Genomic DNA, 22,124 nt, shown 5'->3' on the forward strand with positions numbered 1-22,124 from the left:
TTGTATCAAAACAGGTTAGTGCATGGAGTATGAGCGACTTACACCCATTCTTTCAACCTCGGGATGGTTTTATTACATCGGCGGGCGGCAAAACAAAGGGAGGCTTTCACCTCCCTTCGGTCACACCGGTTGGTTAAGGCGCAATCATCACGCCATATGGCGCATATATTCATCCATATCGGTTTTCAGGTTATCCGACTTGGTGCCGAAGATGGCCTGCACACCGGAACCCGCCACCACGACGCCGGCCGCGCCCAGCAGTTTCAGTCCCGGCTGATCGACCTTGGAGATATCCGCCACGCTGATACGCAAACGGGTAATGCAGGCATCCAGATTGGTGATATTGTCCCGGCCGCCGAAGGCCTTGACCAGCGCGCCGGCCATTTCAGTGCCGCCCTGGGCAACCTGCTGGCCGCCGGTGGTTTCGCGCCCTGGGGTTTTCAGGTCCAGCTTGACAATCAACACCCGGAACAGGGTGTAGTAAACCAGGCCGTAGATAATGCCCACTACCGGGAACAGCCAGATGCGGCTGCTGTTGCCGCTCAGCACGATGAAGTCGATCAGGCCGTGGGAGAAGCTGGTGCCGTCGCGCATCCCAAGCAGGATACAAAGAGGGAACGCCAGGCCGGCCAAGATGGCATGGATCACGTACAGGATCGGGGCCACGAACATAAAGGCAAATTCAATGGGTTCTGTAATGCCGGTCAGGAACGCGGTCAGCGCGCCCGAAATCATGATGCCGCCCACTTTGGCGCGATTCTCCGGTTTCGCCGAATGCCAAATGGCAATCGCGGCGGCCGGCAACCCGTACATTTTGAACAGAAAACCACCGGACAGCTTGCCCGCGGTAGGGTCACCCGCCATATAGCGTGGAATATCGCCATGGAACACCTGGCCCGCGGCATTGGTGAACTCGCCGACCTGCATCTGGAAAGGCACGTTCCAGATATGGTGCAGGCCGAAGGGCACCAGCGCGCGCTCCACCAGGCCGTAGATACCAAAAGCCACCACCGGATTCTGGTAGGCCGCCCATTGGGAGAATTCCTGGATAGCCGACCCGATGGGGGGCCAGATAAAGGACAAAACCACGCCGAGCAGGATGGCGACCAGGCCGGAAATAATCGGCACGAACCTTTTACCGGCAAAAAAGCCCAGGTATTCGGGCAGCCTGATGCGATAAAAGCGATTGAACATATAGGCGGCAATGGCGCCGGAGATAATACCGCCCAGCACGCCGGTATCGGCAAGGTGCTTGGCGGCGATTTCCGCCGCCGGCAGGCCCAGCACCAAAGGCGCCACCACGGCCATGGTTTTGACCATGATGCCGTAAGCCACGACCGCGGCCAGGGCGGAGACGCCGTCATTGTTGGTGAACCCCAGCGCCACGCCGATGGCGAAAATCAGCGGCATATTGGCAAAGACCGAACCGCCGGCCTCGGCCATGACATGGGAAATAACGGCAGGTATCCAGCTGAATTCAGCGGAACCGACGCCCAGGAGGATCCCCGCGATCGGTAACACGGATACCGGTAGCATCAGCGATTTACCTACTTTTTGCAGGTTGGCAAATGCGTTCTTAAACATAATGATCAGTGCTCCTATTAATGCCGAATCCGCCCGCGCCATGGCGCGGACAAAAGCCACGCGGGCTTTTATCTTGTGGGCCGGCGACGGCCCTTTATTTATTACGCAGTGTAAAATAAATCGATGGGCGGGTGTTTGATAACAATCACGTTTCGCTGAAAAGACCGCCCGCCTCAGCCACGGACGGCGAGGCGTTCGGCATCCACATGGAACAGCCGGCCGAAATTAGCGGTGGTCGCCTGCGCCAGCGCCTCCACCGTCACGCCTTTCAGGCCGGCCATAAAATCGGCCACATCGCGGACATAGGCCGGCTGGTTCTCCTTGCCGCGGTAAGGCACCGGCGCCAGGTACGGGGAGTCGGTCTCGACCAGCAGCCGGTCGAGCGGGACATAACGCGCCGCTTCGCGCAGCGCCTCGGCGTTGCGAAAGGTCACGATGCCCGAGAAGGAGATATAGAAGCCCAGATCCAGCAGGATCCTGGCGGTAGCGGTATCCTCGGTAAAACAGTGCAGGACGCCGCCGCACTCCCCCGCCTGCTCTTCATGCAGGATAGCCAGGGTATCGTCACGGGCCGAGCGGGTATGCACGATAACCGGCTTGTTCAACGCCCGGCCGATGCGGATATGCTCGCGCAGCGCCGTCTGCTGCTCGGCTTTATTATCCTGCTGGTAAAAATAATCCAATCCCGTCTCGCCCAGGGCGACCACGTTATCGCCGGCGGCCAGGCTTCGCAGCTCGGCAAAATCATAGGGTTCGTCCAGGTTCAGCGGATGCACGCCGCACGACATGAGCACCTCGCCGCGCCGGCCAATCAGTTCGGTCATCTTGCGAAAACCCGCCAGGGTGGTGGCGACGGCCAGCATCAGATGGACATCCCGCGCCTTGGCCTTGGCCACCACGTCGGCGACGTCGCGGTGCAGGGTATCGTAATTCAACCCATCCAGATGACAGTGGGAATCGACTAAAAACATGGCATTACCTTTTATAAAGTCCAGGGATGGGTACGCCCGTCCGGCGCGTCATTTTCCCAGTTAAGTAATTGATTGGTCAACAGCAGCTCGCGGTTGACGCCGGCAATCTCCTGCCACTGCCGGCGGCACTCCAGCCATTGATGCAATTGATGATGCAGGGTGCCCGCCTGGAACCGGCCGGCAAGCTCGCCCACCAGCGGCAGCCGATCCTGGTTGAGCATAAAATCGGCGGCGCCCTGCTGCCATTTCAGGGCATCGGTGAGCAGGCTGAGCAACCAATATAACGGCTCGTCGTCCTTGTCCTTGTTCAGCAGCGGCAGCAGCGGCAGGAAATCGCCGGCGTCGAGGGCGCGCTTAAGGCCGTCGCACAGCGCTGAACGTTCCGCCCACCGGGCCGGCTGCAGCAAATCAAGGGCGGCGACCGGCGCGCCGCTGGCAAGCCGCAGCGCCGTGCGCGCCTGTTCCGGCGACGCGTTGCCCTGCTGCTGCAGCCACCGCAGCCCAACCGGCTCTTCCGGCGGCGGCAGATGCCAGTACAGGCAGCGGCTGCGCAGGGTCGGCAGCAAATGCGACGGCTCGCGGCAGCCGAGCAGGAAGAAGGTGCGCTCGGGCGGCTCTTCCAAGGTCTTGAGCAGCGCATTGGCCGCCTGTTCGGTTAAGATTTCGCTGTGCGGCAGCCAGACCACCTTGGCTCCGCCCTGCTGCGCATGATTGTATAGCGGGTCGATAATCTGGCGGATATTGTCCACGCCCAGGCTTAATCGCCCTTTCTCCGGCTCCGGCTGGTAAAAGTCGGGATGCGTGCCGGCCAGCATCAGCCGGCAGCTGTGGCAGCGGCCGCAGCTTTTGATGCCCTCCGGCTGCTGGCAGATGAGCCAGCGGCCCAGGGCGTAGAACAGCGAGGACTCGCCGCTGCCCTTCGGCGCATGGATTAGCAGGGCATGGTGGCCTTTGCCCTCCTGGTAACGGGCGAGAATTTGCCGGTAGGGCGTATTCAGCCACGGATACCATTTCACAGCTGTGGCTCCAGCGCGTCAAGCCAGCCGTCCAAACGGGCGCGCAGCGCTTCACTGACCTGCGCCAACGGGCGGCCGGCATCAACGGTCATGATACTGTCATCCGCCGCGGCCAGCGCCTGGTAGCGTGCCCGGGTGCGTTCAAAAAAGGCCAGCGACTCCTGCTCGATGCGATCGAGCTCGCCGCGCGCCCTTGCCCGCCGCAGGCCAATAACCGGCGGCAGGTCCAGGTAAAGGGTTAAATCAGGACGAAAATCCCCCAGCACCAAATCGCGCAGCGCCGTTAGCAGATCGGGGTCGATCCCGCGGCCGCCGCCCTGGTAAGCCTGGGATGAAAGATCGTGGCGATCGCCAATCACCCAGGCGCCGCGCGCCAGCGCGGGCTTGATGACATTCTCGACCAGCTGCGCCCGCGCCGCGTACAGCATCAACAGCTCCGCCTTATCGGTCACCACCTCGTTATCGATGCCGTCCTTGATTAACCGGCGCAGCGCCTCCGCCAGCGGCGTGCCGCCCGGCTCGCGGGTAAAAACCACATCGGTGATGCCACGGCGGCGAAGCGTCTCCACCAGCACGGCTATGGCGCTGGTTTTCCCCGCCCCCTCGAGCCCTTCGATCACGATGAATTTACTGTGCATGGTTTTCCTTTACGCTTTCACGATATTGCTGTACGGCTTGATTATGGCTCGCCAGGTTGGTGCTGAAAGTATGCCCGCCCTTGCCGTCGGCGACAAAATAAAGATACGACGTCCTGGCCGGGTGCGCGGCCGCCGCAAGCGAAGCCTGCCCGGGCATCGCGATGGGCGCGGGAGGCAGCCCGGTAATCAGGTAGGTATTATACGGCGTTGGCGTCGCCAGGTCTTGTTTGGTGATGGCGCCCTTATAGCTCTCCCCCATGCCGTAAATTACCGTGGGGTCGGTTTGCAGGCGCATGCTCAGGCGCAGGCGGTTAATAAATACCGAGGCCACCTTGGGACGTTCATCCGGCAATCCGGTCTCTTTTTCCACGATCGAGGCCATGGTCAGTAAATCCACCGGCGTTTTATACGGCAGCCCCGGCGCCTTGCCCTGCCAGGTTTCATCCAGCGTTTTATCCATCCGCAGCCCGGCGCGCTTGAGCAGCGCGACGTCGGTAGTTTGCGCGGTGTACAGATAGGTATCGGGATAAAAGCGCCCTTCCAGCGGGGATAACGGATCCCTCCCCAATCGCTGGGCAATGTCTTCCGGCGCAACGCCGTCCAGGGTATGTTTCAGGTAAGGCGCCTTGCCCAGGATCGCCAGCCATTCCTTAAACGTGGACCCTTCGACAAAACGTATCGAAAACTGGGCTTCCCGTCCGCTGGCTAATAACGCCAGCATCTGGCGCACCGTCATGCCGGGCATCAACCTATAGGTCCCGGCCTTGAAGCTGGCCAGCTCCGGCTCCAGCTGCCACAGGGCGGGCAGCCAGCGGGTGCGCTTGATGATATGCTGCTGGCGCAGCGCGGCTTTCAGCCCCTCGCGTCCGGTGCCGGCGGGTAAGGTAAAGATGGTCTCTTGCTTGATAACCAGCGGCGAGGCGGCGAAATGCTTGATCTGGTACAGGCAAAACGCCAAGCCCGCGGCAAGAATTAACACTATGATAAAAAACGTTTTCTTCATTCTATAGCTCGGTTAACAGTTCGGGCTGACACATTCAAACAAGGTCCTGGCATGATAACGTCGCTGACCAATATGATTCACCGGCAATACCGGCATCAGCGCATTGCAGATTATCACCTCATCGGCCGTGTCGAGATCGGCGGGCGGTGCCTCCACGAGCTCGAGGCTGAACGGCGAAGACGCCAGCAATTGCATGATGTGCCGGCGCATGACCCCGGCCACGCCGGCCTGCGCCAGGGCGGGCGTATACACCGCATTCCCGGCGCGCCAGAAGATATTCGCCGCGCAGCATTCCACGACATGCCCTTCGGTGTCGAGCACCAGCGCTTCCGCGGCATTGGCATCCCGGTCCAGATGGGCGCGTATCAACACCTGTTCCAGGCGGTTGAGATGTTTTATGCCCGCCAACAGCGGGCTGCGCGCCAGCCTGACGGGGCTTAGGGCAAGGCTGACGCCGCTTTCGCGCCATGCGGCATAATGCGCCGGCGCGGCCGTATGGGAAATAATGCGCAGCGGCGCGTCGCACCCGGCCGCGCTGTACCCCCTGCCGCCGCTGCCACGGCTGACGATCACTTTGAGCACGCCCTGCCGGCGGAGTTCCGCCACCTGCCGCATTTCTTGGGCCAAGACCCGCCGGTCCAACGGTGGAAACAGCAGCCGCTCGCCGGCCTCGGCCAGGCGATCCAGATGATAGGGCAGGAGATCAATTTGCCCCGCGCGGATCCGGGCGGTGGTAAAAAAGCCGTCGCCAAACTGGGTGGCGCGATCGCCCACGGGCAATTGCCGCCGGGGTTGTCCGTTGATCCAATGCATATATCACCTGGTAAGCGTCGCCAATGCGGCAATGATAAAAAAATGGCCCGATAAACGGGCCATTAGGCATCACTTTACGATTAAATCCTGCGGAATACCAGCGAGCCGTTGGTACCGCCGAAACCGAATGAGTTGCACAATGCGTATTCCATGCCGGGCACCTGGCGCGCTTCATTGGGCACAAAATCCAAATCGCACTCTTCGTCAGGGTGGTCCAGGTTAATCGTCGGCGGGATAGCCTGGTCACGCAGGGCCAGGATGCTGAAAATAGACTCTATCGCCCCGGCGGCGCCCAGCAGATGACCGGTCATTGATTTAGTGGAGCTGATCATGACCTTATGGGCATCCCGGGCGAACACGGATTTCACCGCATAGGTTTCGGCTTTATCACCGACCGGCGTGGAAGTGCCGTGGGCGTTGATATAACCGACCTGTGACGGGGTTATCCCCGCGTCACGCAGCGCATTGACCATGGCCAACGCCGCGCCCGCGCCGTTTTCCGGCGGCGAGGTCATATGGTAGGCATCGCTGCTCATCCCAAAACCCACCACTTCGGCGTAGATTTTCGCGCCGCGTTTTTTGGCGTGCTCGTATTCTTCCAGCACCATGACGCCGGCGCCGTCGCCCAGCACAAAACCATCCCGGTCACGATCCCACGGACGGCTGGCCGCCTGGGGGTTATCGTTGCGGGTAGAAAGGGCGCGCGCGGCGCCAAAGCCGCCAACGCCCAGGGGCGTGCTGCCCTTTTCAGCGCCACCGGCCAACATCACATCCGCATCGTTATAAGCGATTATCCTAGCGGCATGGCCGATATTGTGCACACCCGTGGTACAGGCCGTCGCCACGCAGATACTTGGTCCGCGCAGTCCGCACATGATGGTCAGGTGACCGGCTATCATGTTGACGATGGTGGACGGCACAAAAAAGGGACTGATTTTGCGCGGTCCGCCGTTTACCAGGGCGGTATGATTTTCTTCAATCAAGCCCAGGCCGCCGATACCCGATCCTATTGCCGCTCCGATGCGCGGCGCATTTTCTTCGGTGACAACCAATCCGGAGTCTTGCATTGCCTGGATACCAGCGGCAATGCCGTATTGTATGAAAATATCCATCTTGCGCGCATCTTTGCGTGAGAGATAATCTTCACAATTAAAATTTTTCACTAAGCCAGCAAAACGTGTTGCATAGGCAGTAGTATCAAAATGGTCGATCGGGCCGATGCCACTCTGTCCGGCTAGGAGCGCGCTCCACGTAGATTCTACGGTATTGCCGACAGGAGACAACATGCCAAGTCCGGTCACAACTACTCGACGCTTAGACACGCTTGTCCTCCAAGGAGGGAAAAAATGACGCTGTGTGGGACAAAAAACTTAGGCGGTCGAGTGACCGCCTAGGGATGTTCGCTTACTGCTGGCTTGCCTGAATGAAATCAATAGCTGCCTGGACAGTAGTGATTTTCTCAGCTTCTTCGTCCGGAATTTCTGTATCAAATTCTTCTTCCAGCGCCATTACCAGCTCAACGGTGTCGAGAGAATCAGCGCCGAGGTCATCGACAAAAGAAGCATTATTTACGACTTCTTCTTTCTTAACACCCAGTTGCTCAGCGATGATTGCCTTAACGCTTTCTTCGATAGTGCTCATACTCTTAAATTTCCTATCAAAACTCGCTTTCGCGATGGTTTTCGTAGTGTATAAAATGTTGAAAAAGATGCAACTAAATCCCGGCTGGTCAAACCACGATTTTATGCTATTTTGCGGTGTTTACCACAAATAACGCAAATGATTTTCGTGCTTTTTACAGCATATACATGCCGCCGTTGACATGTATCGTTTCACCGGTAATGTATGCCGCCTCGTCAGAGGCGAAAAAAGCAACAGCACTGGCAATTTCTTTCGGCTCGCCGAGACGATTTGCCGGAATCCGGGACAAAATGTCCGCACGGTGGTCATCTGTCAACGCTTCAGTCATATCAGTCGCAATAAATCCGGGCGCTACCACGTTGACCGTAATGCCGCGCGAGGCGACTTCACGGGCCAACGATTTGCTAAAGCCGATCAAGCCGGCTTTAGCGGCGGCATAATTCGCTTGCCCGGCGTTACCCATGGAGCCTACAACAGAACCGATGGTAATGATTCTGCCGTAACGCTTTTTCATCATCGCGCGCATTACCGCCTTGGACATGCGGAATACGGACGTCAGGTTAGTATCTAGGATAGACTGCCATTCGTCTTCTTTCATCCGCATCAGCAGATTATCACGCGTGATACCGGCATTATTCACTAAAATATCAGCTTCGCCAAATTCTGCGCGCATTTTCTCTAAAAGAGAATCAACAGATGCGGTGTCGGAGACATTCAATTGCAGCCCTTTGCCCTGGCTGCCCAGGTAGGCGCTGATGGCATCGGCGCCCTGTTCGCTGGTGGCGGTGCCGATTACCGTTGCGCCGCGTTCGGCCAGTAATTCAGCGATAGCGCGACCGATACCGCGGCTTGCGCCGGTGACCAGGGCGATTTTACCTTCAAAGCTCATTGGATTCCCCATAATTATTGCCCAAGCGCCGCTGCCAGCGACGCGGGATCGTTAACCGCCGCGCCGGAAAGGTTGTCGACGATACGTTTGGTCAAGCCGGTGAGGACTTTACCCGGCCCGACTTCCAGCATCACCTCAACCCCTTGCGCGGCAAGGTATTGAACCGTTTCCGTCCAGCGTACGGGATTATATAGCTGACGCACCAGCGCCAGGCGAATCGCGTCCGGATCCGTCTCGGGCCGCACGTCGACGTTATTCACCACCGGCACCGTGGGCGCGGAAAATGTAATATTCTCCAGCGCCTGCGCCAGCTTATCCGCGGCGGGTTTCATTAATGCGCAATGCGACGGTACGCTGACCGGCAACGGCAGCGCGCGTTTCGCGCCGGCCGCCTTGCATGCCGCGCCGGCGCGCTCGACCGCTTCTTTATGCCCGGCGATAACCACCTGGCCGGGCGAATTGAAATTCACCGGCGAAACCACCTGCCCCTGCGCCGACTCCAGACATGCCTGCTCAATCGCCGCGTTGTCCAGGCCGATAATCGCCGACATGGCGCCCACGCCCGCGGGCACGGCTTCCTGCATCAGCCTGCCGCGCAGCTCCACCAGCCGGGCCGACTGGGCGAAATCCAGCACGCCCGCGCAGACCAGCGCCGAGTATTCGCCCAGGCTGTGGCCGGCCAGCCATGACGGCTGTTGGCCGCCCTGCTGTTGCCAGACGCGCCAGAGGGCCACCGAGGCCGTCAGCAGCGCCGGCTGGGTTTGCCAGGTTTTATTCAGCTCTTCCGCGGGGCCTTGCTGCGCCAACTGCCAAAGATCATAGCCCAGCGCCTCGGAAGCTTCTGCGAAGGTGGCCTCAATCAACGGAAATTGCGCCGCCAGCTCTGCCAACATACCGACGGTCTGGGATCCCTGGCCCGGGAATACCATTGCCAATACTGTCATTTTTATGTTCCTGTTAATTCAAAACCGAATCAATGCCGAACCCCAGGTAAAGCCGCCGCCGAATGCTTCGAGCATGACCAGTTGGCCGCGCTTAATCCGGCCGTCGCGCACCGCTTCGTCCAACGCCAGCGGCACGGAAGCGGCGGAGGTATTGCCGTGGCGATCCAGGGTCACCACCACCTTATCCATGCTCATGCTCAGGCGTTTTGCCGTGGCGGTGATGATGCGCAGGTTGGCCTGGTGCGGTACCAGCCAGTCCAGCGCCGAATGATCCAACCGGTTGGCGTCCAGGGTCTCGTCGACGATATGCGCCAGCTCGGTGACCGCCACCTTAAAGACTTCATTGCCCGACATGGTCAGGAACGCCGGCGCCGTCGGGTCAATACGGTTGTGGTACGGCAGGGTCAATAAATTGCCGTAGCGCCCGTCCGCGTGTAAATGGGTCGAAAGAATACCCGGTTCCTCGGAGCGCCCCAGCAGCACGGCGCCCGCGCCATCGCCGAACAGGATAAGCGTACCGCGATCGGTGGGATCCAACGTGCGGCTCAACGTATCGGAGCCGATCACCAGGGCATAGTCCACCGCGCCGTGTTTAACATACTGATCCGCCACGCTCAGGGCGTAGGCAAAACCGGCGCAGGCCGCCGCCATGTCAAAGGAGATGGCGTCCCGGATGCCCAAATGCTGCTGGATTTCGCACGCCGAGCTGGGAAAGGCGTTGCTTGAGGAGGTGGTGGCGACAATAATAAGGCCAATCTTATCCCCCTCGACGCCGGCCATTTCCAGCGCGCGCTGCGCGGCGGCGAAACCCATGGTGGAGACGGTCTCGTCCGCGCCGGCGATACGACGCTCACGAATGCCGGTGCGCGTCACGATCCATTCGTCGGAGGTGTCCACCATTTTTTCCAGGTCAGCATTCGACCTTACTTGTGCCGGCAGGAAACTGCCGGTACCGAGAATCTTTGTATACATGTACGCTTAATCACTCTTGGGTAATACCGCATCAAGGCGAGCGGCGATCCGCTCGGGAATCTGCCGCTCCACCGCTTGCATTGCCTGTTCGATAGCGACGGCAAACGCGCGCTGATTCGCCGCCCCGTGGCTTTTGACAACCGTGCCACGCAAACCTAACAGACAAGCGCCATTATACTGGTCGGGATTGAGATGGCCGAATTGGCGTGCGAGGCGTTTTTTCACCCAGCGCTTAATTAATTTCATCAGCCAACCCTGCCTGCCGCCGTCCCCTGAGGATTTAAGCAAAGACAGAAAAAGTCTTATCACCCCTTCCATGGTCTTTAATGTGACGTTGCCGACAAACCCATCACAGACCAGCACATCGGTCTTCCCTGTCAGCAACTCGTTGGCTTCAAGATAACCTATATAGTTGATTGACGGAATACTTCTGAGCAACGCCGCGGCCTGGTGGATATTATCCAGACCCTTGGTCTCTTCCTCGCCGATATTAAGCAGCGCCACCCGCGGGTTATTCACACCCACTATTTCTTCCGCCATGACCGCGCCCATAATGGCGAACTGGGCCAGCATCGCGCCGTCGCATTCCACGTTGGCGCCCAGGTCGAGCACCACGGTCTTGCCCTGCTGCCGGTGCGGCAACACGGTCATCAACGCCGGACGCTCAATCCCGTTCAGCGGCTTTATCAACATTTTCGCCAATCCCATCAGCGCGCCGGTATTGCCGGCGCTGACACAGGCCTGGGCCTTCCCGTCCTTGATCAGCTCAAGCATGATACGCATCGAGGTACCACGGCTGGCCCTGATGGCCTGGGAAGGTTTGGCGTCACTGGCAATAACAGATTCGGCGGGGACAACCGTCAATCGCTCAAGCAGAACGGAATCAGTTTTTACCAGTAAAGGATTTATCGCAGCGGGGCTGCCGACAAGCAGCAATTCTAATTGCGGATGATAAGCCAGTGCCTGCAATGCAGCAGGCACTGTCACGGCGGGACCGAAATCTCCGCCCATAGCATCTAACGCCAGGGTCAGACGTATCAATGTATCGCCTTAAAATTACTTGGCGATAACTTTGCGACCGCGGTAGAAACCGTCGGCAGTGATGTGGTGACGCAGGTGGGTTTCACCGGAGACTTTGTCCACTGATACGGTAGAGGTGGTCAGCGCGTCATGAGAACGGCGCATACCACGGGTAGAACGGGTGGGTTTATTCTGTTGTACGGCCATGGACCTTACTCCTTAATTACTTTCGCTTTAAACTGGCTAATACGGAAAACGGGTTAGGTTTTTCAACCTCGGACGGCAATTTGCCGAATACCTGTTCCGCTTCGGACACTTCACAGTGTTCAGTATCATGAACCGGGGCGATTGGCAGCGAAAGAATAACTTCATCTTCAATCATTGCCAACAGGTCTATCTCGCCGAACCCATCGACATAAACCGCTTCGTACGCTTCCGGCAATGCCTCAGCCTGTTCGTCGGTGACGACCGGGCTGAAACAAAATGTCGTGTGTACCTGATGCGCGAACGGCTGGCTGCAGCGCTGGCACATCAGCGTCACCGCTACGTCCGCGCTACCGTCGATCACCGCCAGGCGTTGATTATCAATATTAAATGACAACGACGCCTGAACATCACTATCCACACTTACCACGGATTCGGCAATACGCTTTACCTGCTCAGGGGCATAGACACCAGCATAGTCCAGGCGTTTCTGTGCAGTACGGGCCGCATCAATGGTCAGGGGTAATTTTACCTTTTGCATAGGGCGCGCATATTAACTTTGTAACGACATAGAGTCAAAGAAAAAGGCCACATTTACCCGCCTTTCATCAATATTCGCTTCCGAAGCGGCGAACAGTTTAAAATGACGCACGGAAATACGCCATCGTTGGATGAAAAAATATGTGCAAAATTGTTTTGGCCTCCTCGTCGCCCTTTCGGCGGACTTTAATGGAAAAATTAACCCTGCCCTTTATTGCCGTCGCGCCGGATATAGACGAAACGCCCCTGGCGAACGAATCCGCCGACGCCATGGTGCTGCGCCTGGCCGAGGGCAAGGCCCGCGCGTTGGCCGGCCGTTACCCCGACCATCTGATTATCGGTTCCGATCAGTGTTGCGTGTTGGCGGGCCGCATCACCGGCAAACCGCATACGCGGGAAAACGCCGTCGGCCAGTTGCGGCAAGCCAGCGGCCGGCGCGTGACGTTTTATACCGGACTGGTGCTGCTTAACAGCCTGACGGGCGCGACCCAGCGGACGGTAGAGCCGTTTTACGTCACTTTTCGCACGCTGACCGACCGGGAAATAGCGGGCTACGTGGCGCTGGACCAGCCGCTGGGCAGCGCGGGCAGCTTCAAGAGCGAAGGCCTGGGCATCAGCTTGTTCGACGCCCTTGAGGGGCGCGACCCCAATGCGTTAATCGGCCTGCCCCTGATGGCGCTGGGCGCGATGCTGCGCAACGAGGGGGTTAACCCCCTGCTGCGCAACCCATAGCGCTATTCTGATAATGCGGCCCGAATATAGCCTGACATCACTGCTTGGCAATGCGGCCCCGTGCGCCCGGCTTTATTTATCGTTGGCGCGCAGATACGCCAGGCAGTGGCGCAACGCCTTGTCCAGCGGCGCTTCGATCCGCATGGTCTCGCCGGTGTCCGGATGCTCGAAACGCAAGGCGGCGGCGTGCAAAAACAACCGGTGCAGGCCCGACCCCTTGAGCTGCTGATCAAACTGTGCGTCGCCGTAGCGATCGTCAAAGGCAATCGGATGACCGGCATACTGGGCATGGACGCGTATCTGGTGGGTACGGCCGGTGACCGGGCTGGCTTTCACCAGCGTGGCATGGACAAAACGCTCTTCCACCTTAAAGCGCGTTTCCGAAGGTTTGCCGTCGTTGCCCACGCGCACGATCCGCTCGCCGCTGGCGAGGATATTCTTCAGTAACGGCGCGCTGACCGACTTGGTCTGCGACGGCCATTCGCCGGCAACCAGCGCCAGGTAATCCTTTTGCATGCCTTTCATGCGCAGCTGCTCGTGCAGCAAACGCAGGGCCGAGCGTTTCTTGGCCACCAGCAGCACCCCGGAGGTATCCCGATCCAGCCGGTGGACCAACTCCAGGAAACGGGCATCGGGACGCAGGGCGCGCAGCCCTTCGATGACGCCGAAGCTTAAGCCGCTGCCGCCATGCACCGCCGTCCCCGACGGTTTGTTTAAAATCAGCAGATGATCGTCTTCATACAATACCGCATCCGCCAGCGCCGCCACTTTATCCAGCAGCGGCGACACGGCGGCCTGATCCGGCGCCGATTGGCGTACCGGCGGGATCCTCAACTCATCGCCGTCCAGCAGTTTGTATTCCGGCTTGACCCGTTTTTTATTGACCCGCACTTCCCCTTTTCGCACGATGCGATAAATCATGCTCTTCGGTACGCCTTTTAACCGGGTACGCAAAAAGTTGTCGATCCGCTGGCCGGCTTCATCCGCGGAAACGGTTATAAACTGTACTGCCGCATTATTTTCATTCATGGGACGCGATTCTAAATATACCGCCAGCATAGCGCCACTCCTTTTTCTGTGCTTAACTGTGCTTTAATTGGTAAGAAAGTTTTTCGGGTGGATTTCGGCTGCGCAGCGGGCAGGCCTGGCAGGAATGTAACCATAAGTCGAATTCTTGTTGCCAAGAGGTAATGTCGCCTTGCTATATGAGTGTCAGCGGTGGAATAATGTATTAACTTTCCGCTCTGCTCGCGTTAAAGGCGAGAAATCGTGGAATTTTCAAATTTGCCGGATTAAACATACACGCAGCAATGGCGTAAGACGTATTGATTAATCAGGCAGTTAGCGGGCTGCGGATTGCAGCTTGGCCGGCAAAAGGAATTCGTTCTGGCGACAGTTATCAGACGTGATTCCCGCTGTAAATGCGCTGTCTTTCTCTCTGAAAACAGGCTACCGAAATAATGCGCCCCTCTGCGAGCGACAACCGTGAGGTTGACGGTTTTGCGACAAGTCACGGGGCCGTCGGTTATCACCCGGTCATGCGTTTTTTTGCCCGCAGCTCTGATGCCAATGCATAAAAAAGAGTAAGTTAAGATGAAGAGAATGTTAATCAACGCAACTCAGCAAGAAGAGTTGCGGGTTGCTCTGGTAGATGGCCAGAAGCTGTACGATCTGGATATTGAAAGCCCGGGTCATGAACAGAAAAAAGCCAATATTTACAAGGGCAAAATCACCCGAATTGAACCCAGCCTTGAAGCGGCGTTTGTAGATTACGGCGCCGAGCGTCACGGATTTCTTCCCCTGAAAGAAATTGCCCGCGAGTATTTCCCTGCCCAGTATTCTTCCCATGGCCGCCCGAATATCAAGGACGTGCTGCGGGAAGGCCAGGAAGTGATTGTTCAGGTCGATAAGGAAGAGCGCGGCAATAAAGGCGCGGCGCTCACCACCTTTATCAGCCTGGCCGGCAGTTATCTGGTCCTGATGCCGAACAATCCCCGCGCCGGCGGGATCTCCCGTCGTATCGAGGGCGACGATCGCACCGAGCTGAAGGAAGCGCTGTCTTCGCTGGAATTACCTGACGGCATGGGCCTTATCGTCCGTACCGCCGGCGTGGGTAAATCCGCCGATGCGCTGCAGTGGGATCTGGCTTTTCGCATTAAACATTGGGAAGCGATTAAAAAAGCCGCCGAAGGCCGCCCCGCGCCTTTCCTGATCCATCAGGAAAGCAACGTCATCGTGCGCGCCTTCCGAGACTATTTGCGTCCGGATATCGGCGAGATCCTTATCGATAACCCTAAGGTGCTCGAAAAGGCCAAAGAGCATATCGCGTCGCTGGGACGTCCTGATTTCAGCAGTAAGATAAAACTCTACAGCGGCGAAATCCCGCTGTTCAGCCATTACCAGATCGAATCGCAGATTGAATCCGCCTTCCAGCGTGAAGTGCGCCTGCCTTCCGGCGGTTCCATCGTCATCGACACCACCGAAGCGCTGACCGCCATCGATATCAACTCCGCCCGCTCCACCCGCGGCGGCGATATCGAGGAAACTGCCTTTAACACCAACCTGGAAGCCGCCGATGAAATTGCCCGCCAATTACGCCTGCGCGATTTAGGCGGCCTGATCGTCATCGACTTTATTGATATGACCCCGGTGCGCCACCAGCGTGAAGTGGAAAATTGCCTGCGTGAATCGGTGCGCCAGGATCGCGCGCGCATCCAGATCGGCCGTATCTCGCGTTTTGGTTTGCTTGAACTGTCGCGCCAGCGCCTGAGCCCGTCGTTAGGCGAATCCAGTCACCATGTGTGCCCGCGCTGCGGCGGCACCGGCACCATTCGTGATAACGAATCGCTGTCGCTGTCTATTTTGCGCCTGATTGAAGAAGAGGCGTTGAAAGAAAACACTCACGAAGTCCATGCCATCGTGCCGGTGCAGATCGCCTCTTACCTGCTCAATGAAAAGCGTGATTCGGTCAATGCCATCGAACGCCGCCAGGGCGGCGTGCGGGCCATTATCGTGCCGCACGATCAAATGCAAACCCCGCATTATGCGGTGCTGCGCGTGCGCAAGGGCGAAGAAGCGCCGACCCTGAGCTATTTGCTGCCGCAGTTGCACGAAGCGGAAATGGCCCAACCTTCCGAAGAGCCGGCGGCCGAACGTAAGCTGCCGGAGCAACCCGCGCTGGCCGCGTTTGTCATGCCGGATTCGCCGCCGATGTCTCCTGAGCCGATCGCTGAGGAAACAGCGCCCGCCGCCCGGGTCATCGCCGCCAAGGTCGTGGTCAAACCCGCGAAACCCGCCGAGCCGGCTAGCGCCGGATTATTCAGCCGCGCGGTGAACCGTCTGAAGAGCTGGTTCAGCGACCCTGAAGAAGATACATCGGTAAAAACCGCCGAGCCGGCGCAACCGAAAGCCGTAGAGACGCCGGTCGAAGCGGCCGAGGCGCCACGCCGTCAGCAGCAGGATCGCCGGGGACAGCGCCGCCAGAATGTTCGCCGCGATCGTAACGGCGAGCGCGGCGGCGAGCGCGAACAGCGCGCCCCGCAGGAAGGACGCCAGCCGCGCGAGGCCCGTGAGCCGAGGGAACCCCGCGAGCGTCGCGAGCCCCGTGACGATCTGCGTAAAGGCAAACGCCAGAACGCGCCGGTCGAGACCGAGGCGCTTAATGCCGATATCATTGAGAAACCACAGCTTGATGAAGAGCAGCCGCAGCGTCGCGAACCCCGCGCCGATCGTCCGCGTCGTCGCCAGGAAGACAAACGTCAGCAGCAGGAAACCGCGCCCCTGCCGGCCGAGGTGGTTGATGTCATTGAGCCTGAAACGCAGGAACTTGCCGAGTCGGTTATTGATGAAGATAAACCCACCCCGGTGGTGCCGCGTCGCCAACGTCGCAACCTGACCCAGAAAGTCCGGGTTAGCGACGAACCGTCCACCGGCACGCAGGTGGCGACAGTCGCCGATACGGCGCGGGAAGACAACGCCCCGCATCCCGCCGCTATGTTCCAAACCGAAGACGCCCCGGCGCCTGAGGGGCTGGACAACCCGGCGCAGGAAGGCCGCAACGGCAGTGAAGCGGGCCTGCCCCGTCGTTCGCGCCGTTCGCCGCGTCATCTGCGGGTCAGCGGACAGCGTCGTCGCCGTTATCGTGACGAACGCTACCTTGGTCAGTCGCCGATGCCGTTAAGCAACGCGGTGGCCTCGCCCGAGATGGCCTCCGGCAAAGTCTGGATCAGCTACCCCATTACCCCGGTGGAGCGTTTCGAGCAAAATCCGGCGCCGGTGAGTGAACTGCCGGAGCCCGCTGCGGCCGTTGCTGAAAACGTGACGCAACTGCCGACTGCTGCGGATGATGCCGTCGACAGCGCGGCGCGCGTCGGCGATCACACCCGCGATAGCGCAGCGGCAGAGTCCCACGCCAGCCCGGCAGCTGAACCTATCGCCGGGGATAACGGCGCAACGCTCGCCGATGCCCTGGCGCAGCAGGACCTTCCCGCCGCGACCCTGGTGCCGGTGGAACCGACGCCGGTCCAACAGGCGGCCGCCGATCGGGTGCCTGACGTCGTGAACCCGGAAGACCGGCACATGGCGCAGGATATCCTGGCCAAGGCCAAACCGGCCGCGGCTGTCACAGGCGAGGCCTCCGCCGTTGCGGCCAGGCCGGCCGATAGCGCGCAGCCCGCCGCCCCGACCGGGAGTTCATCCGCCGTTGCCGCAATGCCTGCCGAAAGCGCCTCGTTTGCAACGCTTGCCCGGGAAACACCCGCCGAACGCCAGCCGGAACTTCAGCAACCGGCAAGCGCGACGCCGGCGACTGCCGAGAGCCAACCGGCGATAGTCCTGCTTTCCGACGACATCATCGCCGCATTGCAGATATCGCGCCTGGCGCAACCGGCGCCGAAGCCAACCTCGCCTGCCGCCGAAACGCAACCGGCGCCGGAGCCAACCTCCCCTGCCGCCGAAACGCAACCGGCGCCGGAGCCAACCTCCCCTGCCGCCGAAACGCAACCGGCGCCGGAGCCAACCGCGCCTGCCGCCGAAACGCAACCGGCGCCGGAGCCAACCGCGCCGGAAGCCGATACGCAACCGGCGCCGGTAGCCGACGCCGAACCGCTGCCAGCCCCGGCGTCCACGGCGGCTGAAAAACCGGACGATCGGCGGACTAATGCCGATGAGGCGCAAACGCGCCTTGGCCAGCATGTCAGCGCGCCGATGACCAAGGCCCCCGCGCCGGTCTACATTCCGGCGCCGGAGCCTGTCAAGGAGTGGCATCGTCCGGAATACCGGTTTGAGGGACGTGGATCGGCCGGGGGCCATGCGGCCGCCAACCAGGCCGCCGCGCCGGCAACCCGGCCCACGCCCGAAGACGAAGACTGATATTGCCTGACAAACCCGCTTCGGCGGGTTTTTTTATGATGCATCTTCCGCATGATATGCTTATTCTTATACCCCGCCGTTAATCTGACCCTGATCCGTTTTGTCCGTACCCAATAGCCGGAGCGTTATCCATGACCGCACAGCCCACAGAACTCACCATCCGCCGTCCCGACGACTGGCACCTGCATTTACGCGACGACGATATGCTGCGTACCGTATTACCCTATACCAGCAGCGTCTTTGCCCGGGCGATCGTGATGCCCAATCTGACGCCGCCGATCGTCTCCATGGAACAGGCCGTCGCCTACCGCGAGCGGATCCTGGCGGCGTTACCCGCCGGCCACCGCTTCCAGCCGCTGATGACCTGCTATCTCACCGATACGCTGGATAAAACGCAGCTGGTTGAGGGGTTCGCGCAGAGCATATTTACCGCGGCGAAATTATATCCGGCCAATGCCACCACCAACTCCAGCCACGGCGTGACCAGCATCACCGGTATTTATCCCCTGCTCGGCGCCATGGCGGAGATCGGCATGCCGCTGCTGATCCACGGCGAGGTCACGGCGGCGGAGATCGATATCTTCGATCGTGAGGCGCGTTTTATCGAACAGGTCCTGGAGCCGGTCCGCGCCCGGTTCCCCACGCTGAAAATTGTCCTGGAACATATCACCACCCGGGAAGCCGCCCAGTATGTGCTGGCCGCGGACCGCAATCTGGCGGCGACCATCACGCCGCAGCATCTGATGTTTAATCGCAATCATATGCTGGTGGGCGGCGTTCGCCCGCATCTATACTGCCTGCCGATCCTGAAACGCAACACGCATCAGGCGGCGCTGCGCGCGGCCGTTGCCAGCGGCTGCGATCGTCTTTTCCTGGGCACCGACTCGGCTCCCCACGGCCGTAACCGCAAGGAGTCCGACTGCGGCTGCGCGGGCGTGTTTAATGCGCCCAACGTCCTGGCCGCGTATGCCGCGGTATTTGAAGAAATCGGCGCCCTGGCGCATTTTGAAGCCTTTTGCTCGCTTAACGGCCCGCGTTTTTACGGCTTGCCGATCAATGAGGCGGTCATTACCCTGCGCCGCAGCCCGCTGGCGCAGCCGGAAAGCATTGCCCTTGGGGACGACACCCTGGTGCCTTTCCTGGCCGGACAGGTGTTGAACTGGTCGGTTGACGCCTGACGGCGGGATTTGGCATGCCGGGCGTGGGAAAGGCGGGACCGGGGATAATGACTATGCGCCGTTGAATAAAAATAGCGTTGCCGCTTGCACTCCTGCTGGCGACACTGTATAAATAAACAGGCATTGATACTATGAGAAAAAATATGCGTATCGAAATTACCCTTGCTAAAGCGACACCGCTTCCCGCAGGCGCGCTTGAGGCATTGACCAAGGAATTCACGGCTCGGATTGATAAACAGTTCACCGACTCCCATGTCCAGGTGCGCTATGCGGGCGCCAACGGCATAAGCGTAATGGGAGGCAGTAAAGAAGATAAGGTGCTGATCACCGATATCCTGCAAGAAACGTGGGAAAGCGCCGACGATTGGTTTGACTCTCAATAATAAGAAGTTTGTACTGTCGCTTCGCCGGGATTTATCCCGGCTTTTTTATGCCAAAAACCCTGTTAAGCCGGACCTTTTGCCGAAAATATGCGCCCGCCCTATTGGCAAAAGCATTTTTCTGGGCTGTAATCACCCCAGGCAGCGCATACCGCAACAGCCGTCCCGGGGAGAAAGCCCATATGATTGCCAATAAACCTGAAGAAGCAATGACGTTCGGCGAACTGCTGGCGTTAATCGGTGAACAGCAGCGCAGGCTTAACGTGCTGGAGATCGCTTTCTCCTACCTGTCTTTCAGCCTGGATGAAAAGGCCAACCAGCTGCTCGTCCATAACCTGATGCTGGAATCACAGAACCAAAACCGCGACGCCATCATGCAAAAATACTTCGCCCAGCTGGCCGAAGAGCTGGCCAAGCGCATCGGCCCGGTCATTCCTCCCGCCGCGTCTTAGCCGGCATCCCCCTCATCCTCTGACGATGACGATTGCGTCGGCGCCGGCCTTCAATTCTGATTATTCCTTTTACTGATTATTGCAAAAGTTAAAAAAAATCGTTCAATTAGCAAAAAAAGTGACAAACAAGGGTATACTTAAACAGCTCGCTAAAAAGGAGCCGCATTTAGCCTCAAAGACACTCTTTATTTTTATTTAACGAGTCAGAAAGGGGTATTTATGGACAGAAAAAACGAGATTATACATACCCACCCGTTGGTCGGCTGGGACATCAGCACCGTAGACGCTTACAACGCCATGATGATCCGCCTGCACTACATCAATTCCACCAGCCAGGCCGCCGAAGACGCGGAAGTGGACAGGACCTTATGGCTGACCACCGACGTTGCGAAACAGTTAATTTCTATCCTGGAAGCGGGCATCGCCAAAATCGAATCGACGGAATATCAGGATCTTGATCACCGTAAGCATTAATCTCGAACACTACCCCTCAGGCACCCGTTGCTTTGCACCGGGTGCTTTTTTTATTATGCTGGCGGCATGTTTCCGCCAGATGACAATGCCCTCCCTATGTCCGGACCTTTTTACCCGCTTCCTCCACCCATCGGTTTGAACGGGGCCCAGCAGGAAAAATGAGCATGGTATACGATCTGATTATTATCGGCAGCGGCTCCGTCGGCTCCGCCGCAGGTTTCTACGCTACCGAAGCCGGCCTCAACGTATTGATGATTGACGCCGCGTTTCCACCTCATCATGCTGGCAGCCATCATGGCGATACCAGGATCATCCGGCATGCCTATGGCGAAGGTGAAAAATATGTCCCCATGGTGCTGCGGGCGCAGACGCTGTGGGAAGAACTGGCGGTTCGGAGCGGCACGCCATTATTCCACCGCAGCGGCGTCCTCAATCTTGGACCGCGCCAGGCGGATTTTATCAAACGCGCCATCGGCAGCGTGCAGGCCTATAGCCTGCCCTGTGAAATGCTCAATGCCGCCCAGGTTAACGCCCGCTGGCCGGAATTTAGCCTGCCGGACGATTATCTGGGGGTGTTTGAATCCCGGGCGGGTTACCTGAAGTCGGAACTGGCGGTGGGCACCTACATCCGCCTGGCCGAGCAGGCCGGCTGCGCCCAGCTGTTCAACTGCGGCGTCACCGATATAAGCCGCCAGTCCACGGCGTTCGACGTCACCACCGTGGAAGGCAGCCATTACCAGGCGCGTAAACTGCTGGTCTCGGCCGGCACCTGGGTAAAAACATTGCTGCCGTCGCTGCCGGTGCGTCCGGTGCGCAAGGTGTTTTCCTGGCACCAGGCCGACGGCCGTTTCAGCGAGGATAACCATTTCCCGGCCTTTACCGCGTTAACCCCGGACGGCGGCCAATATTATGGTTTCCCGGCCATAAAAAATGAACTCAAGGTGGGCAGGCACGACGGCGGCCAGCCGATCGGCGAGCCGGGGCAACGCACGCCGTTCGGCAGTTATGCCGCGGACGGGAATGAAACCTTTGGGTTCCTGAGGCATTTTTTGCCCGGGGTGGGCGTTTGCCTGTCCGGCCAAGCCTGTACCTATGATCTCTCGCCGGACGAGGATTTTATTATCGATACCCTGCCCGGCAATGATGACATGCTGATCGTCAGCGGCCTGAGCGGCCATGGTTTTAAATTTGCCAGCGTGCTGGGCGAGATCGCCGCCGGTTTTGCCGCCGGACGCGAAAGCGACTTTGATCTGTCGCCATTCCGGCTGCGGCGTTTCGGGTAACGGCTTGCCGCCCGTCATGG

The 22,124-nt window shown here is 59.0% G+C and carries 22 protein-coding genes; 7 read left to right on the top strand and 15 right to left on the bottom strand.

The window, feature by feature from the left end:
- Positions 1-147: 147 nt before the first annotated feature.
- The 14 genes from ptsG to yceD all read right to left on the bottom strand — a co-directional run bounded on the left by ptsG (position 148) and on the right by yceD (position 12,236).
- A complete protein-coding gene (ptsG, locus tag GRH90_RS03925; protein ID WP_162364580.1) occupies positions 148-1,584 on the bottom strand; it encodes a PTS glucose transporter subunit IIBC in 1,437 nt (478 codons plus the stop codon).
- Positions 1,585-1,757: 173 nt separating this feature from the next.
- Positions 1,758-2,555 (bottom strand): metal-dependent hydrolase, encoded by a 798-nt coding sequence (locus GRH90_RS03930; RefSeq protein ID WP_162364581.1) that lies wholly within the window; start codon positions 2,553-2,555, stop codon positions 1,758-1,760.
- Between the two features lie 11 nt (positions 2,556-2,566).
- On the bottom strand, positions 2,567-3,571 hold the full coding sequence (gene holB, locus GRH90_RS03935) for a DNA polymerase III subunit delta' (RefSeq protein WP_162364582.1): 1,005 nt from the start codon (positions 3,569-3,571) through the stop codon (positions 2,567-2,569).
- The gene (tmk, locus tag GRH90_RS03940) at positions 3,568-4,209 is read right to left on the bottom strand and encodes a dTMP kinase (RefSeq protein WP_162364583.1); all 642 of its coding nucleotides are present in this window, start codon (positions 4,207-4,209) and stop codon (positions 3,568-3,570) included. Before tmk ends, holB begins: the two co-directional genes overlap by 4 nt.
- Entirely contained in the window at positions 4,199-5,212 is a 1,014-nt protein-coding gene (gene mltG, locus GRH90_RS03945) for an endolytic transglycosylase MltG (protein WP_162364584.1), read from the bottom strand. Before mltG ends, tmk begins: the two co-directional genes overlap by 11 nt.
- A 12-nt stretch (positions 5,213-5,224) precedes the next feature.
- Positions 5,225-6,025 carry an aminodeoxychorismate lyase gene (gene pabC, locus GRH90_RS03950; RefSeq protein ID WP_162364585.1) on the bottom strand — a complete coding sequence of 267 codons (801 nt, stop codon included), beginning with the start codon at positions 6,023-6,025 and terminating at the stop codon, positions 5,225-5,227.
- Positions 6,026-6,105: 80 nt separating this feature from the next.
- Positions 6,106-7,347: a beta-ketoacyl-ACP synthase II gene (gene fabF, locus GRH90_RS03955; RefSeq protein ID WP_162364586.1), complete on the bottom strand. Its 1,242-nt coding sequence runs from the start codon at positions 7,345-7,347 to the stop codon at positions 6,106-6,108.
- Positions 7,348-7,429: 82 nt separating this feature from the next.
- Positions 7,430-7,666, bottom strand: a complete 237-nt coding sequence (acpP, locus tag GRH90_RS03960; protein ID WP_011410921.1) for an acyl carrier protein — start codon at positions 7,664-7,666, stop codon at positions 7,430-7,432.
- 154 nt (positions 7,667-7,820) lie between these two features.
- The gene (fabG, locus tag GRH90_RS03965; protein ID WP_162364587.1) at positions 7,821-8,555 is read right to left on the bottom strand and encodes a 3-oxoacyl-ACP reductase FabG; all 735 of its coding nucleotides are present in this window, start codon (positions 8,553-8,555) and stop codon (positions 7,821-7,823) included.
- Between the two features lie 14 nt (positions 8,556-8,569).
- Complete coding sequence (gene fabD, locus GRH90_RS03970; protein ID WP_162364588.1) at positions 8,570-9,499, bottom strand: ACP S-malonyltransferase; 930 nt, start codon at positions 9,497-9,499, stop codon at positions 8,570-8,572.
- Between the two features lie 18 nt (positions 9,500-9,517).
- Complete coding sequence (locus tag GRH90_RS03975; RefSeq protein WP_162364589.1) at positions 9,518-10,471, bottom strand: beta-ketoacyl-ACP synthase III; 954 nt, start codon at positions 10,469-10,471, stop codon at positions 9,518-9,520.
- A 6-nt stretch (positions 10,472-10,477) separates the two neighbouring features.
- Positions 10,478-11,512, bottom strand: a complete 1,035-nt coding sequence (plsX, locus tag GRH90_RS03980; RefSeq protein WP_162364590.1) for a phosphate acyltransferase PlsX — start codon at positions 11,510-11,512, stop codon at positions 10,478-10,480.
- Positions 11,513-11,527: 15 nt separating this feature from the next.
- Complete coding sequence (gene rpmF, locus GRH90_RS03985; protein WP_162364591.1) at positions 11,528-11,698, bottom strand: 50S ribosomal protein L32; 171 nt, start codon at positions 11,696-11,698, stop codon at positions 11,528-11,530.
- A 16-nt stretch (positions 11,699-11,714) separates the two neighbouring features.
- Complete coding sequence (yceD, locus tag GRH90_RS03990) at positions 11,715-12,236, bottom strand: 23S rRNA accumulation protein YceD (RefSeq protein WP_162364592.1); 522 nt, start codon at positions 12,234-12,236, stop codon at positions 11,715-11,717.
- Between the two features lie 140 nt (positions 12,237-12,376).
- On the opposite strand from yceD, the gene GRH90_RS03995 reads away from it, so the two are divergent.
- Positions 12,377-12,967, top strand: coding sequence for a Maf family protein (locus GRH90_RS03995; protein WP_162364593.1), 591 nt, complete (start codon positions 12,377-12,379; stop codon positions 12,965-12,967).
- Between the two features lie 72 nt (positions 12,968-13,039).
- Here GRH90_RS03995 and rluC read toward each other — a convergent pair whose 3' ends face one another.
- On the bottom strand, positions 13,040-13,996 hold the full coding sequence (gene rluC / locus GRH90_RS04000) for a 23S rRNA pseudouridine(955/2504/2580) synthase RluC (protein WP_162364594.1): 957 nt from the start codon (positions 13,994-13,996) through the stop codon (positions 13,040-13,042).
- A gap of 564 nt (positions 13,997-14,560) precedes the next feature.
- On the opposite strand from rluC, the gene rne reads away from it, so the two are divergent.
- The 6 genes from rne (at position 14,561) to solA (ending at position 22,104) form a co-directional block, all read left to right on the top strand.
- Positions 14,561-18,337, top strand: a complete 3,777-nt coding sequence (gene rne, locus GRH90_RS04005; protein ID WP_162364595.1) for a ribonuclease E — start codon at positions 14,561-14,563, stop codon at positions 18,335-18,337.
- Positions 18,338-18,468: 131 nt separating this feature from the next.
- Complete coding sequence (gene pyrC, locus GRH90_RS04010; protein ID WP_162364596.1) at positions 18,469-19,515, top strand: dihydroorotase; 1,047 nt, start codon at positions 18,469-18,471, stop codon at positions 19,513-19,515.
- 143 nt (positions 19,516-19,658) lie between these two features.
- The gene (gene dinI, locus GRH90_RS04015; protein WP_162364694.1) at positions 19,659-19,898 is read left to right on the top strand and encodes a DNA damage-inducible protein I; all 240 of its coding nucleotides are present in this window, start codon (positions 19,659-19,661) and stop codon (positions 19,896-19,898) included.
- A 179-nt stretch (positions 19,899-20,077) separates the two neighbouring features.
- A complete protein-coding gene (locus GRH90_RS04020) occupies positions 20,078-20,347 on the top strand; it encodes a hypothetical protein (protein ID WP_162364597.1) in 270 nt (89 codons plus the stop codon).
- Between the two features lie 219 nt (positions 20,348-20,566).
- Positions 20,567-20,821, top strand: coding sequence for a biofilm formation regulator BssS (bssS, locus tag GRH90_RS04025; protein WP_162364598.1), 255 nt, complete (start codon positions 20,567-20,569; stop codon positions 20,819-20,821).
- 164 nt (positions 20,822-20,985) lie between these two features.
- Entirely contained in the window at positions 20,986-22,104 is a 1,119-nt protein-coding gene (gene solA / locus GRH90_RS04030; protein WP_162364599.1) for an N-methyl-L-tryptophan oxidase, read from the top strand.
- The last annotated feature ends 20 nt before the right edge of the window (positions 22,105-22,124 follow it).

Source organism: Acerihabitans arboris (assembly GCF_010131535.1).
Taxonomy (GTDB): domain Bacteria; phylum Pseudomonadota; class Gammaproteobacteria; order Enterobacterales; family Enterobacteriaceae; genus Acerihabitans; species Acerihabitans arboris.

What these genes read in the sequence shown, in the direction of transcription:
- ptsG (WP_162364580.1), bottom strand. Translation starts at nt 1,584, where the DNA reads ATGTTTAAGAACGCATTTGCCAACCTGCAAAAAGTAGGTAAATCGCTG.
- GRH90_RS03930 (WP_162364581.1), bottom strand. Translation starts at nt 2,555, where the DNA reads ATGTTTTTAGTCGATTCCCACTGTCATCTGGATGGGTTGAATTACGAT.
- tmk (WP_162364583.1), bottom strand. Translation starts at nt 4,209, where the DNA reads ATGCACAGTAAATTCATCGTGATCGAAGGGCTCGAGGGGGCGGGGAAA.
- mltG (WP_162364584.1), bottom strand. Translation starts at nt 5,212, where the DNA reads ATGAAGAAAACGTTTTTTATCATAGTGTTAATTCTTGCCGCGGGCTTG.
- pabC (WP_162364585.1), bottom strand. Translation starts at nt 6,025, where the DNA reads ATGCATTGGATCAACGGACAACCCCGGCGGCAATTGCCCGTGGGCGAT.
- acpP (WP_011410921.1), bottom strand. Translation starts at nt 7,666, where the DNA reads ATGAGCACTATCGAAGAAAGCGTTAAGGCAATCATCGCTGAGCAACTG.
- fabG (WP_162364587.1), bottom strand. Translation starts at nt 8,555, where the DNA reads ATGAGCTTTGAAGGTAAAATCGCCCTGGTCACCGGCGCAAGCCGCGGT.
- fabD (WP_162364588.1), bottom strand. Translation starts at nt 9,499, where the DNA reads ATGACAGTATTGGCAATGGTATTCCCGGGCCAGGGATCCCAGACCGTC.
- GRH90_RS03975 (WP_162364589.1), bottom strand. Translation starts at nt 10,471, where the DNA reads ATGTATACAAAGATTCTCGGTACCGGCAGTTTCCTGCCGGCACAAGTA.
- rpmF (WP_162364591.1), bottom strand. Translation starts at nt 11,698, where the DNA reads ATGGCCGTACAACAGAATAAACCCACCCGTTCTACCCGTGGTATGCGC.
- yceD (WP_162364592.1), bottom strand. Translation starts at nt 12,236, where the DNA reads ATGCAAAAGGTAAAATTACCCCTGACCATTGATGCGGCCCGTACTGCA.
- GRH90_RS03995 (WP_162364593.1), top strand. Translation starts at nt 12,377, where the DNA reads ATGTGCAAAATTGTTTTGGCCTCCTCGTCGCCCTTTCGGCGGACTTTA.
- rluC (WP_162364594.1), bottom strand. Translation starts at nt 13,996, where the DNA reads ATGAATGAAAATAATGCGGCAGTACAGTTTATAACCGTTTCCGCGGAT.
- rne (WP_162364595.1), top strand. Translation starts at nt 14,561, where the DNA reads ATGAAGAGAATGTTAATCAACGCAACTCAGCAAGAAGAGTTGCGGGTT.
- pyrC (WP_162364596.1), top strand. Translation starts at nt 18,469, where the DNA reads ATGACCGCACAGCCCACAGAACTCACCATCCGCCGTCCCGACGACTGG.
- dinI (WP_162364694.1), top strand. Translation starts at nt 19,659, where the DNA reads ATGCGTATCGAAATTACCCTTGCTAAAGCGACACCGCTTCCCGCAGGC.
- GRH90_RS04020 (WP_162364597.1), top strand. Translation starts at nt 20,078, where the DNA reads ATGATTGCCAATAAACCTGAAGAAGCAATGACGTTCGGCGAACTGCTG.
- bssS (WP_162364598.1), top strand. Translation starts at nt 20,567, where the DNA reads ATGGACAGAAAAAACGAGATTATACATACCCACCCGTTGGTCGGCTGG.
- solA (WP_162364599.1), top strand. Translation starts at nt 20,986, where the DNA reads ATGGTATACGATCTGATTATTATCGGCAGCGGCTCCGTCGGCTCCGCC.